General features: G+C 65.5%; 15 protein-coding genes. 3 read left to right on the top strand and 12 right to left on the bottom strand.

Annotated features, from left to right (window positions below; genetic code table 11):
- Nucleotide 1: 1 nt before the first annotated feature.
- Together C8C89_RS09985 and C8C89_RS09990 are read right to left on the bottom strand one after the other, a co-directional pair.
- Nucleotides 2–2,311, bottom strand: coding sequence for a xanthine dehydrogenase family protein molybdopterin-binding subunit (locus tag C8C89_RS09985; RefSeq protein WP_133989685.1), 2,310 nt, complete (start codon nucleotides 2,309–2,311; stop codon nucleotides 2–4).
- Nucleotides 2,308–2,784 carry a (2Fe-2S)-binding protein gene (locus C8C89_RS09990; RefSeq protein WP_101482456.1) on the bottom strand — a complete coding sequence of 159 codons (477 nt, stop codon included), beginning with the start codon at nucleotides 2,782–2,784 and terminating at the stop codon, nucleotides 2,308–2,310. The genes C8C89_RS09985 and C8C89_RS09990 overlap by 4 nt, the downstream gene beginning before the upstream one ends.
- A 199-nt stretch (nucleotides 2,785–2,983) precedes the next feature.
- Here C8C89_RS09990 and mug point away from each other — a divergent pair, with 199 nt between their 5' ends.
- On the top strand, nucleotides 2,984–3,496 hold the full coding sequence (gene mug, locus C8C89_RS09995; protein ID WP_133993274.1) for a G/U mismatch-specific DNA glycosylase: 513 nt from the start codon (nucleotides 2,984–2,986) through the stop codon (nucleotides 3,494–3,496).
- Here mug and C8C89_RS10000 read toward each other — a convergent pair.
- Nucleotides 3,477–4,391, bottom strand: coding sequence for a LysR family transcriptional regulator (locus C8C89_RS10000; protein WP_180338520.1), 915 nt, complete (start codon nucleotides 4,389–4,391; stop codon nucleotides 3,477–3,479). The two genes, mug and C8C89_RS10000, sit on opposite strands and share 20 nt — an antisense overlap.
- A gap of 149 nt (nucleotides 4,392–4,540) precedes the next feature.
- Between C8C89_RS10000 and C8C89_RS10005 the strand changes: the two genes are divergently transcribed.
- A complete protein-coding gene (locus tag C8C89_RS10005; protein WP_133989687.1) occupies nucleotides 4,541–5,761 on the top strand; it encodes an MFS transporter in 1,221 nt (406 codons plus the stop codon).
- Between the two features lie 14 nt (nucleotides 5,762–5,775).
- Here the strand turns inward: C8C89_RS10005 and C8C89_RS10010 are convergent, their stop codons facing one another.
- The 5 genes from C8C89_RS10010 to C8C89_RS10030 all read right to left on the bottom strand — a co-directional run bounded on the left by C8C89_RS10010 (nucleotide 5,776) and on the right by C8C89_RS10030 (nucleotide 9,540).
- A complete protein-coding gene (locus C8C89_RS10010) occupies nucleotides 5,776–6,567 on the bottom strand; it encodes an anti-sigma factor (RefSeq protein ID WP_133989689.1) in 792 nt (263 codons plus the stop codon).
- Nucleotides 6,564–7,085: an RNA polymerase sigma factor gene (locus C8C89_RS10015; RefSeq protein WP_133989691.1), complete on the bottom strand. Its 522-nt coding sequence runs from the start codon at nucleotides 7,083–7,085 to the stop codon at nucleotides 6,564–6,566. The genes C8C89_RS10010 and C8C89_RS10015 overlap by 4 nt, the downstream gene beginning before the upstream one ends.
- 27 nt (nucleotides 7,086–7,112) lie before the next feature.
- Nucleotides 7,113–7,484 carry a hypothetical protein gene (locus C8C89_RS10020; protein ID WP_133989693.1) on the bottom strand — a complete coding sequence of 124 codons (372 nt, stop codon included), beginning with the start codon at nucleotides 7,482–7,484 and terminating at the stop codon, nucleotides 7,113–7,115.
- A 57-nt stretch (nucleotides 7,485–7,541) separates the two neighbouring features.
- Complete coding sequence (locus tag C8C89_RS10025; protein ID WP_133989695.1) at nucleotides 7,542–8,465, bottom strand: DNA-3-methyladenine glycosylase 2; 924 nt, start codon at nucleotides 8,463–8,465, stop codon at nucleotides 7,542–7,544.
- Nucleotides 8,466–8,532: 67 nt separating this feature from the next.
- Complete coding sequence (locus C8C89_RS10030; protein WP_133989697.1) at nucleotides 8,533–9,540, bottom strand: XdhC family protein; 1,008 nt, start codon at nucleotides 9,538–9,540, stop codon at nucleotides 8,533–8,535.
- 98 nt (nucleotides 9,541–9,638) lie between these two features.
- Between C8C89_RS10030 and C8C89_RS26940 the strand changes: the two genes are divergently transcribed.
- Nucleotides 9,639–9,779, top strand: coding sequence for a hypothetical protein (locus C8C89_RS26940; protein ID WP_162835767.1), 141 nt, complete (start codon nucleotides 9,639–9,641; stop codon nucleotides 9,777–9,779).
- 31 nt (nucleotides 9,780–9,810) lie between these two features.
- Here the strand turns inward: C8C89_RS26940 and C8C89_RS10035 are convergent, their stop codons facing one another.
- Genes C8C89_RS10035 through lspA form a run of 4 tightly spaced genes read right to left on the bottom strand, consistent with a single transcriptional unit; the run spans nucleotide 9,811 to nucleotide 13,156 of the window.
- Entirely contained in the window at nucleotides 9,811–10,914 is a 1,104-nt protein-coding gene (locus C8C89_RS10035) for a M48 family metallopeptidase (protein WP_133989699.1), read from the bottom strand.
- A gap of 10 nt (nucleotides 10,915–10,924) precedes the next feature.
- The gene (dut, locus tag C8C89_RS10040; protein ID WP_133989701.1) at nucleotides 10,925–11,374 is read right to left on the bottom strand and encodes a dUTP diphosphatase; all 450 of its coding nucleotides are present in this window, start codon (nucleotides 11,372–11,374) and stop codon (nucleotides 10,925–10,927) included.
- A gap of 34 nt (nucleotides 11,375–11,408) precedes the next feature.
- Nucleotides 11,409–12,629: a bifunctional phosphopantothenoylcysteine decarboxylase/phosphopantothenate--cysteine ligase CoaBC gene (gene coaBC, locus C8C89_RS10045; protein WP_133989704.1), complete on the bottom strand. Its 1,221-nt coding sequence runs from the start codon at nucleotides 12,627–12,629 to the stop codon at nucleotides 11,409–11,411.
- A 17-nt stretch (nucleotides 12,630–12,646) separates the two neighbouring features.
- Entirely contained in the window at nucleotides 12,647–13,156 is a 510-nt protein-coding gene (lspA, locus tag C8C89_RS10050) for a signal peptidase II (protein WP_101482446.1), read from the bottom strand.
- Nucleotides 13,157–13,187: the final 31 nt, after the last annotated feature.

A 13,187-nucleotide genomic window follows, 5' to 3' on the forward strand; every position in this document is an offset into this window, starting at 1 on the left:
CCTAGGCTTTCTTCGCCAGCTGCATGCCCACGGGCAGGGCGCGGATGCGCTTGCCCGTGGCCGCGAAGATGGCGTTGCACAGGGCGGGCGCGATGGGCGGCGTTGCCGGTTCGCCCACGCCGCCCAGCTCCATGTCCAGGGTGCCCGGTACCAGGTGCGTGTGGATCACGTGTGGCGCGTCGGCGGCCCGCAGCACGCTATAGTCGTGGAAATTGCTTTGCTCGACCCGGCCATTCTTGAAGCTGATCTCGCCGCTCATGGCCAGGGACAGGCCCATGATGCAGGCCCCCTCGATCTGCGAGCGCACGCGGTCCGGGTTGATCTGCGGTCCGCAATCCATGGCGATATCGACCCTGGGCACGATGACTTCCCCGGCCGCGTTGATCTCCACTTCGATCACGGCCGCCACATAGGTGACAAAGCTGTAGGACACGGCCAGTCCCAGTCCCCGTCCCTTGGGCAGCTTGCGGCCCCAGCCCGCCTTGGCTGTCGCCAGCTCGATCACGTGGCGCATGCGGCCGATGTCTACCGGATACTTCGCCGGGTCTTCGCCATAGTTCCAGGCATCGGACAGGTCGCCCGGGTTGATCTTGCGCGCGGGGCCCAGCAATGCCAGCAGGTAGTCGCGGTGGTCCCTCTTTGCCGCATGCGCCAGTTCGGCCGTGAACGACTGGATGGCAAACGCGTGCGGGATATTCGACACGGAACGGAACCAGCCGATGCGCGTGTGGGCCGGCACTTCCGGCACTTCGACGCGGATGTTCGCAATGGCGAACGGCACGTTGATGGCCGACATGCCCAGCTCGAACGGCGCCTGCTTGTTCGCGCCGGCGGCAAAGGTCGAGGTGATGGTGGGCGCGGCCGTGCGGTGCAGCCAGGCCGTCGGCATGCCTTTGGCGTCCAGCGCTGCTTCCAGCCGTTCGACGGACACCGTATGCAGGTAGTCATGCTGCAGGTCGTCGTCGCGCGTCCACGTCAGCTTGACGGGCGCGCCGTCCATGGCCTTGGACAGCAGCGCCGCCTCGACGGCGAAATCGGGTTTCGACTTGCGCCCGAAGCCGCCGCCCAGCAGGGTCACGTGCACGGTCACGTCGTCGTACGCCAGGCCCAGTGCCTTGGCCACGTTGCTGCGCGTGGCCTGCGGCGCCTGCACGCAGGCCCACACTTCTGCCTTGCCATCGGCGATGCGCACGGTGGCGGCGGGTGGCTCCATGGTGGCGTGGGCCAGGTGTGGCAGATAGTATTCGGCACTGAATTTGCGCGCGGCGGGAGCGGCGGCCAGGGTGTCCACAGTCTTGCCCTGGTCGCGCGCGGGGTTGGCCGGCTGGCGCACGGCCGCTTCCAGCGTCTTGCGGAATGCCTTCGAATCGTAGCTGCCGTTCGGGCCATCCTCCCATTCCAGCACCAGCGCTTCGCGGCCCTTGATGGCGGCCCAGGTGTTGCTGGCGATGACGGCCACGCCGCCCAGCGGATTGAACATGGCCGGCGGCGGACTGCCCGCCAGTTCGACGATGCGCAGCACGCCAGGCACTTTCAGCGCCGCCGTCTTGTCCACGCTTTTCAGCTTGCCGCCAAATACGGGAGGACGGGCGATGACGGCATACGCCATGCCATCAAGGCGCGTGTCTATGCCGAAGTGGGTGTTGCCCGTGACAATGTCATGCAGGTCGATGCCGCGCGTGCTGGTTTGTCCGATGTAGCGCAACTCGCCCGCCGTTTTCAGGCTGATGCGCGCGCGCGGCGGCACTGGCAATTTGGCCGCTTCTTCGGCCAGCGCGCCGAAGGACAGCGAGCGTCCGCTGGCCGCATGCACGACCGCGTGGTTGGTGGCTTTGACTTGCGTCACGGGCACGTCCCAGCGCACGGCCGCCGCCGTTTCCAGCATCAGGCGCGCCGTGGCGCCCACGTGGCGCATGGCGCGGAACGAGTGGCGCATGCTGCGCGAACCGTCCGTATCCTGGCTGCCGTAGCGCGCCTCGTCGGCGGGCGCCTGCTGCACGCGCACCTGCGCCCAGTCGGCGCCCAGTTCGTCGGCAGCGACCATGGGCAGGCTGGTGCGGATGCCCTGGCCCATTTCGGAGCGGTGCGCCACGATGGTGACAATGCCGTCGGCACCGACCGACAGGAAGACCAGGGTGTCGTCGACCACGCCGCCAGCCATATTGTCGCCGCCGTATTTGACGGCGTCGGCCGCCATCACGAGGCCGGAAGGGCCGGCCACCAGGGTCAGGCCGGCCAGCGCGCCGGCGGCCTTGAGCCAGTTGCGCCGCGCAGGCGAAGCGGGGACGGAGATATTCTCAAGGATGCTCATTTGGCCGCTCCTTTCGCGTTGATGCTGGTCGCGGCCTGCTTGATGGCCGCGTGGATGCGCGTATAGGTGCCGCAGCGGCAGATGTTGCCGCTCATCGCTTCGCGGATCTGCCGGTCGTTCGGCGCTGGCGTCTTGTGCAGCAGGGCCGTGGCCGACATGATCTGCCCTGCCTGACAGTAGCCACATTGAGGCACGCCGTGTTCCTGCCAGGCTTGCTGCAGGGCCAGGCCGACCTTGTCTTCGCCCACCGCTTCGATGGTGGTGATCTTCCTGCCTGCAGCGGCCGATACGGGCGTCACGCAGGAGCGGATGGCGTCGCCATCGAGGTGCACGGTGCAGGCGCCGCACAGGGCCATGCCGCAGCCGAATTTGGTGCCGGTCATGCCCAGTTCGTCGCGCAGGGCCCACAGCAGGGGCGTGTCGTCAGGCAGGGCTAGGTCGTGCTGCTTGCCATTGATGGTCAGGGTCGTCATGTTTATTCCTCGGGGTGGGGATGGTACGGGGAAGCGCGACGGCCATCCGCCAAACGGATGAGCGCATCAGTACGGGATGGTAGCACCAGCCGTCCTGCGCTGCAGGGCGTGGGACCGGTGGCGGCAGGCCAGGCTGGCACATGCCGGCGCAAGGTCTTCTATACTGCGGCTCCTGATATTGGAATTTTCTATGGTACACATGACACCGGCGCAAGGATTGCCGGACATCCTGGCGCCCGGCTTGCAAGTGGTTTTTTGCGGCCTCAATCCCGGCGTGGACGCGGCGGCGGCCGGCCACCATTTTCTCGGCCGTGGTAACCGCTTCTGGCCCGTGCTGCACTTGGCCGGCTTCACGCCGCACCTGGTGTCGCCGCAAGACGATGCCAGTGTGCTCGGTTTCGGACTGGGTTTGACTGCGGCCGTCGGGCGCCCGACCAGCCGCGCGGACCAGGTGGGGGGGGAGGAGTTCGCGCAAGCGGCGGCGGGCCTGCAGCATAAACTGGTATTGATGCAGCCGCAGTGGATCGCCTTCCTGGGCAAGGCTGCCTACGCGGCGATGACGGGAAAACGCCAGCTGGAGTGGGGCGAACAGCCAGAGCGCTTCGGCGGAGCGCGCGTGTGGATATTGCCCAATCCCAGTGGCCTCAATCGCTGCTATTCAAAGGAGCGACTGGTCGACGCGTATGCGGAACTCAAACGCGCGCTGGGCTGAAGTTCAGTTCCACCGCGCGCAACAGCGGCGTGACGAAATCGAGGAAGGCGCGCAATTTCAACGGCAGCGGCGTTTGTCCCTTGTGCAGCAGGCTGACGGGCAAGGGCGCCGCTTCGAACGGTGCGAGCACGATGCGCAGCCTGTCGTCGCGCAGGGCGTCCATGACCTGATACGATAGCACGCGGATCACGCCCGCGCCCAGGGTGGCTGCGGCAATCGCCGCGTCCACCGTATTGACGGCGAGTCGCGAGTGCACGGGCACGGACTGCGTAGCCTTGCCCGTGCCGAAGACCCAGGCGCGCCGCGATTCCAGCACCTCGAAGCTAATGCAGGCATGCGCCGCCAGGTCGCCCGGCGCAGTTGGCGCGCCATGCGTGGCCAGGTAGCCGGGACTGGCGCAGACGACCCGGCGCACGGTGCCGACCCGCGTCGCCATGAAGCTGCTGTCGGGCAGGTCGCCGATGCGCACTGCCACGTCGACCTGCTCTTCCATCAGATGCAGGACGCGGTCGGTCAGTACGAGCTTGATCTCGATATCCGGATAGTGGGCGAGAAACGCCGCCACTACGGGCACGATGTGCAGGCGTCCGAATACGACGGGTGCCGTGATCGTCAGCTCGCCTTTCGGGGCCGCATATTCGCCCGTCGCCGTGCGCTCCGCTTCGCTGATCTCTTCGAGGATGCGGCGGCACGCGGCCACGTAGGACAGGCCGGCCTCCGTCAGCGACAACTGGCGTGTCGTACGGTGCAGCAAGCGCGTGTTGAGGTGCGTTTCCAGCGCCGCCACCTTGCGGCTGACAGTGGCCAGCGGCATGCCGAGGCGGCGCGCGGCGGCCGACAGGCTGCCCGCGTCCACCACCGCCAGCAAGATGCTCATCGATTCCAACCTATCCATGGTTTGTTCTCATCCTGTTCTCATAGACAGCCTATCAATATTTGGAAGAATGATTCTCAATCTTATGGGATTCTCTTTGCAGGTGCAAGTAGATAAGCTGGTCTCCTTCGCTGCGGCATGTTGCCGCGGCAATTAGAAAGGACAGCGCCATGCGCCCCACGCCCAATCCCCCGCCCAATGTACACACTGTGACGCCCGCGCCGCGCGGCAAGATCCTCATGATGGCGGTGATCGCCGGCGCGGTGATCACTAACATCTATTGCACCCAGCCTATCCTGCCCCTGATCCAGTCCGGCCTGGGCGTCGACCTGGCGGCCGTCAATCTGGTCGCCGGCGCGGCGCTGCTGGGCTTTGCCACGGGGTTGGCCCTGCTCCTGCCGTTGGGCGACCGATTCGACCGGCGCACCCTGGTACTGGGGCAGATCGCGCTGGCCTTCGTTTGCGCCCTGGCGGCGGCGCTGGCGCCCGGCATCTGGGCGCTGATCGTTGCATCGTTTGGCCTGGGTATCGTCAGCTGCGTGCCGCAGCAACTGGTGCCGCTCGCCGCGAGCATGTCGCCACCCGGTGAGCGCGGCCGTTCCGTCGGGACGGTGGTCAGCGGCATCATGGTGGGCATCCTGCTGGGACGCACGGTCGCCGGCGTGGTGGGCGATGCCTGGGGCTGGCGCGTCGTGTACGCCATGGAAGCAGCGTTCATGGTGCCCGTGTGGATCGCGGCCGCCGCCTTGCTGCCACGCGGGAAACCCGGCACGGACCTGTCTTACGGGCGCTTGCTGGCATCGCTGTGGCCTCTGGCGCGCGACCATCGCCCCCTGCGCGAAGCCATGCTGATCCAGGCGCTGTTGTGGGCATGCTTCAATGCGTTCTGGGTCAACCTGGCGTCGTTGCTGGCCAACGGCCCATGGCACCTGGGCAGCGCCTGGGCCGGCGCCTTCGGCATCATCGGCGCGGCCGGCGCGCTGGCCGCCACCCTCGGTGGCAGGGCCGCTGACAGACTGGGTTCGCGCACGGTCATCGGCCTGAGCATCGCCATTGTGACGCTGTCCTACCTGCTGCTGGCGGGCGCCGCCTCGTCGCTGGCCTTGCTGGTGATCGGCGTGATCGTGCTCGACATCGGCGTGCAGGCTGCGCTGGTAGCGAACCAGACGCGCGCCTTTGCCGTCGATCCGACTGCACAGGGCCGCATCAACAGCCTGTACATGACGGCCACCTTCATCGGCGGCGCCGCCGGCGTCGCGGCCAGCGGTTGGCTGATGCAGCGTTATGGCTGGATGGGGGTGGCGGTGTTTGGTGTCGTACTGGGCCTGGTGGCCGGCTGCATCCACCTGGCCGGCGCACGCGCACAACGGCGCGCGCCGGTGCTGTCATAAGGGCTAACCTGTACTTATCGAGGCTGTTCCAACTGCGTATACACGGCGTCGGCTATCTTGCCCAGCGCCTGTTTGGGAAGGCTCGCCGAGAGGGCATAACCGAGCTGGCCGTCAATCCAGTAAAAAACGCTCAAGTCCTTTTCTTGCGTGTAGCGGAAAGCCGTTTCCTGCTTGCCGGCCCGCTCCTTGGCCACGTACAGGGTCAGGCGCTTGCCAGTGCCCTCTTCATACATGAATTGTGCCACGGGGCCGTCGCCATCGCCGGGCAGCAAGCGGCCGCCGATCAGGTGATAGCCGAGCGGCGACAGCACAGGCGGCCGCAAGGTGCTGCCCAGGCGTTTCGACAGCCATTGCACCAGGTGCGCCTCTTGCTCCACCCCCACTTCCACGGGGTGGCGCACCTCGGGCGTGTAGACGGCATGGGCGATGGCGGCGCTGCGCGCCAGGGTCAGGGGGCTGGCGCTGGCGACCCGCATGTCGCCTCCATCGCCGCGCAGCAGCCAGCCGCCCATGCCGCCAGCGAACACCAGCACGATGGCTGCTGCCGCCTGCATGGCGTGGCTGTACCAGGCTTGGTTGGCCGCCGGCGGGGCCGCTGCTTGCAGCAAGGCCGGCGGAAAGGTTTCTTCCAGCATCGGGTCGAACAGGGCGCGCAATTGCTGGTTCTGTTCACGCCAGGCGTCCACCCTGGCGGCGTCCTCGGGGTGCGCGCGCAGGTGGGCGTCGATGGCCGCGCGCTGGTCTTCGGGCAGGACGCCGTCGGCCAGGGCGTGCAATTGCGCTTCGCTGATGGCTTGCGTTGTCATTTCACGACTTTCAGGGTGGGTGGGCCGCTGCCTTGGCTGCCGGCAGGGCGGCCATCGAGCAGGGTGCGCAGTTTGTCGCGTCCGCGCGACAGGCGCGACATCACGGTGCCGACGGGGATGTCCAGCGTAGCCGCCACCTGCTCATACGGCATCTGTTCGAGCGCGACGAGCAGGATGACCTCGCGTTGTCCCAGCGGCAAGCGAGCCAGCGCCGCATCCATTTCACCGATGGCGATCGCTTGCCCCGGCGCGTGCTCCGGGGCGTGCAGCAGGGTGTCATCGTCCAGTTCCTGCAGCGCCAGGCCGGGGCGGCGCAAGTGATCCACGTGCAGGTTGTGCATGATGGAGAATAGCCAGGGGCGCATTTCGCTGCCCCGCTGCCACTGTGCCAGCCTGCGCCAGGCCCGCTCCACGGTGTCCTGCACCAGGTCGTCCGCGTGCAGGGGACCGACCAGCGCGCGCGCATAGCGACGCAGGCCTGGCAGGCACGCTTGCAACTGGCGGCTGTCCTCTTGCATGGTCATCGTGGAGAGGGGGCGGGTAGCTTAAGGCTTGACGACGTGCCACACGTTCTTGAAATTGTCGCCTGCGACGTCGCCCGGCTTCTTGTCTTCCTTGTACAGGTACAGGGGCTTGCCCTTGTAGGTCAGCTGCATGGCGCCGTTGTCTTCACGCTTGATGCTGCCATACGGCGCGGCGGGCGTCGCGTCCGTGGCGATGACGGCGGGCCAGGCGACCAGGCAGCCGCCGCTGCAGGCGCTCTTGCCGCTGTCGGCGACATCCTTGTCGAAGACATACACGGTCATGCCTGTGGCGTTGACCAGCATGCCGTTGGCGGGCATGACGTCGGCGGCGAAAGCCAGCGGGGCGGACAAGGCGGTAAACAGGGCGGTGGCGGCAAAAGTAGTAAAGCGCATGATGGTCTCCTTGAGGTTTTGAGGGCTTGCAAGGGATAGACGTTGGCCGCTCGCCGTTTATTCCCGCTCTGGCGAATTATTTTTTTCCGGCGCATGCAGGCTGGCCCACAGGTGGGCCGCGGCCATGGTGCGGTGCGGCGCGTACTGGCGCAGCCATTGTTCCGTGCGCGCCATGTCCGGCTTGCTCTCTTCGCCGAGCAGCTTTTGCAGGGCAGCGCGAATGGCCACGTCGCCATGCAGCGAGCAGTCGGCGTAGCCGTAGCCGCGCAGCAGCGCGTAATTGACGGTCCACGGGCCAATGCCCTTCACGGCCAGCAGTGCCTGCGAGATCGCCGCCACGTCGCCGGACGCCGGCAACTCAAGCGACAGTGCGCCCTCATCGACCAGGCGCGCCAGGCGCAGCACGGTTTCCGCCTTGGCGCGCGAAAATTTGCGGCTCGTCAAGTCCTCGACGGATAGCTGCGCCACGTCGCGCGCCTCCGGGTAGCACCACAAACCGCTGCCGTGCCTGCGGCCCGCCTGCAAAATGAAGGTGCGGCGCAGGGAAATGGCGAACGACAGGTTGATCTGCTGGCCGATGATGGCCCAGGTCAGCGCCTCGAAGGGGCTGGCCGACTGCACGATGCGCAAGCCTGGGTTGACGCGGATCAAAGGCGCCAGCAGCGGATCGCTGGCGGCCAGTTGGGCGAATGGCTGCGGATCGATGCGCAGGCCGAGGATGTTGAGCAGCGCGCCGTGCAGGGGCGCTCGACGATCGGCGACGGTATTGTCGTTGTCGTCGATCTCGGCCTGGCAGATAGCGGCATCGTCCGTGAACGCCACATCCAGCACGACAGGCACCCCTTGCAGCAGGATACCCTTGCGCAGGCCCGTCGGCGTGAGCTGTTCGGCCACGGCTTCCGTGTCACGGCTGTGGAAGGCGATGACATCGTCGCGGCGGTAGCCGGCGGGCAGGGGGAGGGTCCAGTGCAGCAGGGTCATGGTGGGCCAAAGTCAGGGACGGTATCAGGAGGGCGATGCTGGGGCATCCCGTTTCTTGCTTTCTGCCTTAGCGCGCACAGATATCGGTGCCGGGTGGCGTCAAGGCCGCCGCGTGCTGGATCTGCAGGGCGTCGGGCACGCCGTTTTTGACTGCAGTCAGCTCGGCCAGGATGGAAATGGCGATTTCGGCCGGGGTCTTGCTGCCGATATACAGGCCGATGGGGCCGTGCAGGCGCGCCAGCTGTTCCGCGCTGACGTCGAACTGCAGCAGCCGCTCGCGGCGCTTGGCGTTGTTGGCGCGCGAGCCGATGGCGCCGACATAGAAGGCCGGGGATTTGAGCGCTTCCATCAGGGCCAGGTCGTCGAGCTTGGGATCGTGCGTGAGGGCGACGACGGCGCTGCGGCTGTCGAGCTTCAAATCCAGCACGAGGTCGTCAGGCATGGCGTGTAGCAGCGGTACGCCGGGCACGTTCCAGCCGCCGCTGTATTCCTCGCGGGGGTCGCAGACGATGACGTGGTAATCCATGGCCGTGGCGATTTGCGCCACGAAGCGCGACAGCTGGCTGGCGCCGATGATCAGCAAGCGCCAGCGCGGGCCGTGCTGCGTGGTGAGTATGCCATCTTCCAGGGCCAGCACGGCGCCCGGTGTCGCGCGCTGCAGGGTGACGACGCCGCTGCGCAAGTCGAGGCGGCGCTCGACCAGTTCATGCGCTTCCAGGCGCGCCAGCAGTTCGGCCACGCCGCTGCCCGCATGCAGCGGCTCGATGGCCAGTTCGATGGTGCCGCCACAGGGCAGGCCAAAGCGGTGCGCCTCGTCGGCGCTGATGCCGTAGCTGACGACGTCCGGCAGAGTGCGCACGATGCCGTGCACGCGGACGGTGTCGATCAGGTCATCCTCGATACAGCCGCCGGACACGGAACCGACCACCTTGCCATCGTCGCAGATGGCCAGCGTGGCGCCCACGGGGCGGGGGCTGGAGCCCCAGGTCTTGATGACGGTGACGAGTTCGCAGCGGTGGCCGGCGGCGAGCCAGGCGGCGCTGGTTTTCAGAACTTCAAGGTCGATGCTGTCCATGGGCCGCGAGAGTGATGCCGCATGTTTGCGGCAAAGTATGGAATAGTATTCAAGATTGTGGATATACTACCTGTTCCACCACCCTGCGGAGAATTTTCATGTCAAATGAAGTCAAGACGCAAGAAGAGGGTATTCCCAAGTTCGGCAAGCTGCTCATAGTCCTGTTTTTAGCCGTGGTGTTCTGCGGCGCTCTTACTTGGATTATGGGCACCTACTTCCCGAATTTCCCCGGCGCCTGAGCAAACTTGGTTTTGTCAGGCGCCTCCGTGCTTAAGGCTTGAGCGGCTTCTTTGCCGCCTGCTTGGCGCGCACGTCGGTGACGGCGCGGTTGATGGCAGCCATGCGCGAGTTGGTGCCCGGATGCAGGGCCGTGTAGCCGTTGGCGACCGTGGCCGGCACTTGCGTGGCCATGCGCTGCCAGAAGCGGGCGGCGTTGTCGACGTTGTAGCCGGCGCGCGCCAGCAGATAGATGGCCAGGGTGTCGGCTTGCACGTCGAGTTCCTGCGGCATGGCCTTGATACCGGCGGCGCCCGTCAGCATCGATACGTCGGGCTGCACGGCGCCCAGGCTGTCGATGATGCTGCCGGCCGTGCCTGCCGTGCGCTGGCTGCGCGGGTGGTCGAGGATGTTGTGCGCCATTTCGCGGGCGATGACGAAGGCGATGCCTTCGTCATTTTGCGCCGCATTGACCATGCCACGCGTGAGCATGATGCGCGCGCCGTCCGAATACGCGTTGATATTGTCCGCATTGCCCAGGGCGACGCGGAAGGCGCAGGCGCGCGTGACGGGAATTTTCAGATCCTGCTGCTGGCCGTCGCGGGCGATGGTCATGTTCAGGCTGGCGCTCTTGGAGGCCAGCGGGCCGACGATGGCGCCGAACGGGCCTTCCGCTTTCGGGCCGGCGGGCAGCGGCTTGCCTTCGGCGGCAAGCAAGCCGTCACCCTTGCGCAAGCCGGCGCGCGCGGCGCCGCTGCCTGGCAGCACGCCCGAAACCTGCATCTGTTCGCCGTAGCCGAGGGCTGCCTGTGCCGCGTCGGCATAGATGCCCGGGTAGGAATACTTATTCTGCGCCGTGAAGCCCAGCAGGTTGCGCGCATACGTCTTGCACAGGTCCGCATTGTTGATCAGCAGGGGCGCCGAGACTTTCGACAGGCGGTCCTGCAGCGCCACCATCTTCACCAGTTCTTCCTGCGCCGCCTTTTGCTGCGCCGTCAGGGCCGGCGCATCGGGTGCGGGCACGACGTTGAACGGGCCGTTGCCATTCGTCGTCGGCGTGGTGCAGGCAGAGAGAAGCGCAACGCAAGCGACCAGCAATGGCGAGGCCAGATGGCGCAGCGAAGTCTTGACTGGGAGCAGATGGCGAAAACCTGGCATAAGACAATCCTTAATGTTTGCCGGTGCTGCCGAAACCGCCAACACCGCGTTCGCTGTCGCCGAATTCCTCGACGACGTTAAAGCCCACTTGCAGCACCGGCACGATAATCAGCTGTGCCAGGCGTTCCATGGGATTGAGCGTGAAAGCGCTCTGGCCCCGGTTCCAGGTCGATACCATCAACTGGCCCTGATAATCGGAGTCGATCAAGCCTACCAGATTCCCCAATACAATGCCGTTTTTGTGGCCCATGCCGCTGCGCGGCAGGATCATGGCCGCATACGACGGGTCGCCGATGTGGATGGACAGGCCGGTGGGAATGAGCACCGTCTGTCCCGCTTCGATGGTGATGGCCTCGGTGATGCAGGCGCGCAGGTCCAGCCCCGCGCTGCCTGGCGTGGCGTAGGCCGGCAGCAGTTCTTTCATGCGGGCGTCGAGGATCTTGATGTCGATATTTTTCATTAATCTAACTAACTAAGCTAAGTCGTATAAAGGGTTACTTGAGGAGCGAATTTTTTGCCAGGCGTTTCGAGATTTCCGAAATCAGCTGGCGCGCCAGGTTCAGTTTCGAGGCGCGCGGCAGCACGGTATGGCCTTCCTCGTCGAACAGGATGATGGTGTTGTCGTCCTGGCCAAACGTATTCTGGCCGATATTGCCGACCAGCAAGGGGATGCCCTTTTTTTCGCGCTTGGTCGAGCCGAACTCCACCAGGTTTTCCGATTCGGCCGCAAAGCCCACACAGTAGGGATAGCCGGCCAGGTTGGTGCGTGCCGCTACAGTGGCCAAGATATCGGGATTTTGCGCAAACTTCAGTTCGGGCACGGAGCCGTCAGCCTGCTTTTTCATCTTCTGTTCGCTGGCGTTGGCCACGCGCCAGTCGGCCACGGCGGCGACGGCGACGAAGACATGCTGGCCGTCGACGTGGGCCAGCACCGCATCATGCATCTGCTGCGCGCTTTGCACATCGATGCGGCGCACGCCGAATGGCGCGTCCAGGGCTGTGGGGCCGGAAATGAGCAGCACTTCGGCGCCCGCTTCGCGCGCCGCCCGCGCCACCGCATAGCCCATCTTGCCCGAGGACAGATTGGTGATGCCGCGCACAGGGTCGATGGCTTCAAAGGTGGGACCGGCCGTGACCAGCACGCGCTTGCCCGCCAGCACTTTCGGCTGGAAGGCGGCGATCAGCTCCGTCAAGAGCTGTTCCGGCTCCAGCATGCGGCCCAGGCCAACTTCGCCGCACGCCTGTTCGCCGGCGGCCGGGCCGAACAGCTTGATGCCATCGTCGCGCAGCTGCTGCACATTGCGCTGCGTGGCGGGGTTCTGCCACATTTCCACGTTCATGGCCGGCGCCGCCAGCAAAGGCAGGTGGGCAGGGCGGGCCAGGCACAGGGTCGACAGCAGGTCGTCGCACACGCCATGCGCCAGTTTGCGCAGAAAATCGGCCGAACACGGTGCGATCAGGATGGCATCCGCATGGCGCGTCAAATCGATATGCGCCATGTTGTTGTCTATGCGCGCATCCCACTGGCTCGTGTGCACGGGGTGGCCCGACAGGGCCTGCATCGTCACGGCCGTGATGAAATGGCTGGCCGCATCCGTCATCACCACCTGCACCGAGGCGCCTGCCTTGGTCAGGGCGCGGCACAGTTCCGCCGCCTTGTAGCAGGCGACGCCGCCCGAAAGTCCCAGGACGATTTTTTTGCCGGACAATTCCATGCCGTTCTCCTGCTTGTTTATTTGTTTACCCGGCGCAGTTCATCGATGATGAACAGGGCCGCGCCGATGCAGATGGCGCTATCTGCGATATTGAAGGCGGGGAAGTGGCCCCAGCTTTTCCAGTGGAAGTCGAGGAAGTCGACCACATGGCCGTAGATCAGGCGGTCGATGGCGTTGCCCAGTGCGCCGCCAAGGATCAGCGCCAGGGCCCAGCAAAACATGCGCTGGCCGGCGTGCTTTTTCAGCAAATAAATGATGTAGATGGCCGCCGCGAGGGCGATGCCGGTGAAGAAATAGCGCTGCCAGCCACCCTGGTCGGACAGGAAGCTGAACGCGGCGCCCTTGTTATACGCGAGCACCAGGTTGAAATACGAGGTGATGACCATCTCTTGCGCATAGCGGAAAGTCTTCAGGATCGTGATCTTGGTGATCTGGTCGAACAGGATGACGATGGCGGCAATGCCCAGCCAGGGCACCAGCGACGAAGAGGATGACGATTTCGATGAAAAACGGTTTTTAGTGGCCATATTTTTCCAGGGAAGATAAAGCCGCCGCTAC

Origin of the sequence: Janthinobacterium sp. 75 (genome assembly GCF_004365495.1) — a bacterium.
In the GTDB taxonomy this organism is placed as follows: Bacteria; Pseudomonadota; Gammaproteobacteria; order Burkholderiales; family Burkholderiaceae_D; genus Janthinobacterium.

What these genes read in the sequence shown, in the direction of transcription:
- C8C89_RS09985 (WP_133989685.1), bottom strand. Translation starts at nt 2,311, where the DNA reads ATGAGCATCCTTGAGAATATCTCCGTCCCCGCTTCGCCTGCGCGGCGC.
- C8C89_RS09990 (WP_101482456.1), bottom strand. Translation starts at nt 2,784, where the DNA reads ATGACGACCCTGACCATCAATGGCAAGCAGCACGACCTAGCCCTGCCT.
- mug (WP_133993274.1), top strand. Translation starts at nt 2,984, where the DNA reads ATGACACCGGCGCAAGGATTGCCGGACATCCTGGCGCCCGGCTTGCAA.
- C8C89_RS10000 (WP_180338520.1), bottom strand. Translation starts at nt 4,391, where the DNA reads ATGGATAGGTTGGAATCGATGAGCATCTTGCTGGCGGTGGTGGACGCG.
- C8C89_RS10005 (WP_133989687.1), top strand. Translation starts at nt 4,541, where the DNA reads ATGCGCCCCACGCCCAATCCCCCGCCCAATGTACACACTGTGACGCCC.
- C8C89_RS10010 (WP_133989689.1), bottom strand. Translation starts at nt 6,567, where the DNA reads ATGACAACGCAAGCCATCAGCGAAGCGCAATTGCACGCCCTGGCCGAC.
- C8C89_RS10015 (WP_133989691.1), bottom strand. Translation starts at nt 7,085, where the DNA reads ATGCAAGAGGACAGCCGCCAGTTGCAAGCGTGCCTGCCAGGCCTGCGT.
- C8C89_RS10020 (WP_133989693.1), bottom strand. Translation starts at nt 7,484, where the DNA reads ATGCGCTTTACTACTTTTGCCGCCACCGCCCTGTTTACCGCCTTGTCC.
- C8C89_RS10025 (WP_133989695.1), bottom strand. Translation starts at nt 8,465, where the DNA reads ATGACCCTGCTGCACTGGACCCTCCCCCTGCCCGCCGGCTACCGCCGC.
- C8C89_RS10030 (WP_133989697.1), bottom strand. Translation starts at nt 9,540, where the DNA reads ATGGACAGCATCGACCTTGAAGTTCTGAAAACCAGCGCCGCCTGGCTC.
- C8C89_RS26940 (WP_162835767.1), top strand. Translation starts at nt 9,639, where the DNA reads ATGTCAAATGAAGTCAAGACGCAAGAAGAGGGTATTCCCAAGTTCGGC.
- C8C89_RS10035 (WP_133989699.1), bottom strand. Translation starts at nt 10,914, where the DNA reads ATGCCAGGTTTTCGCCATCTGCTCCCAGTCAAGACTTCGCTGCGCCAT.
- dut (WP_133989701.1), bottom strand. Translation starts at nt 11,374, where the DNA reads ATGAAAAATATCGACATCAAGATCCTCGACGCCCGCATGAAAGAACTG.
- coaBC (WP_133989704.1), bottom strand. Translation starts at nt 12,629, where the DNA reads ATGGAATTGTCCGGCAAAAAAATCGTCCTGGGACTTTCGGGCGGCGTC.
- lspA (WP_101482446.1), bottom strand. Translation starts at nt 13,156, where the DNA reads ATGGCCACTAAAAACCGTTTTTCATCGAAATCGTCATCCTCTTCGTCG.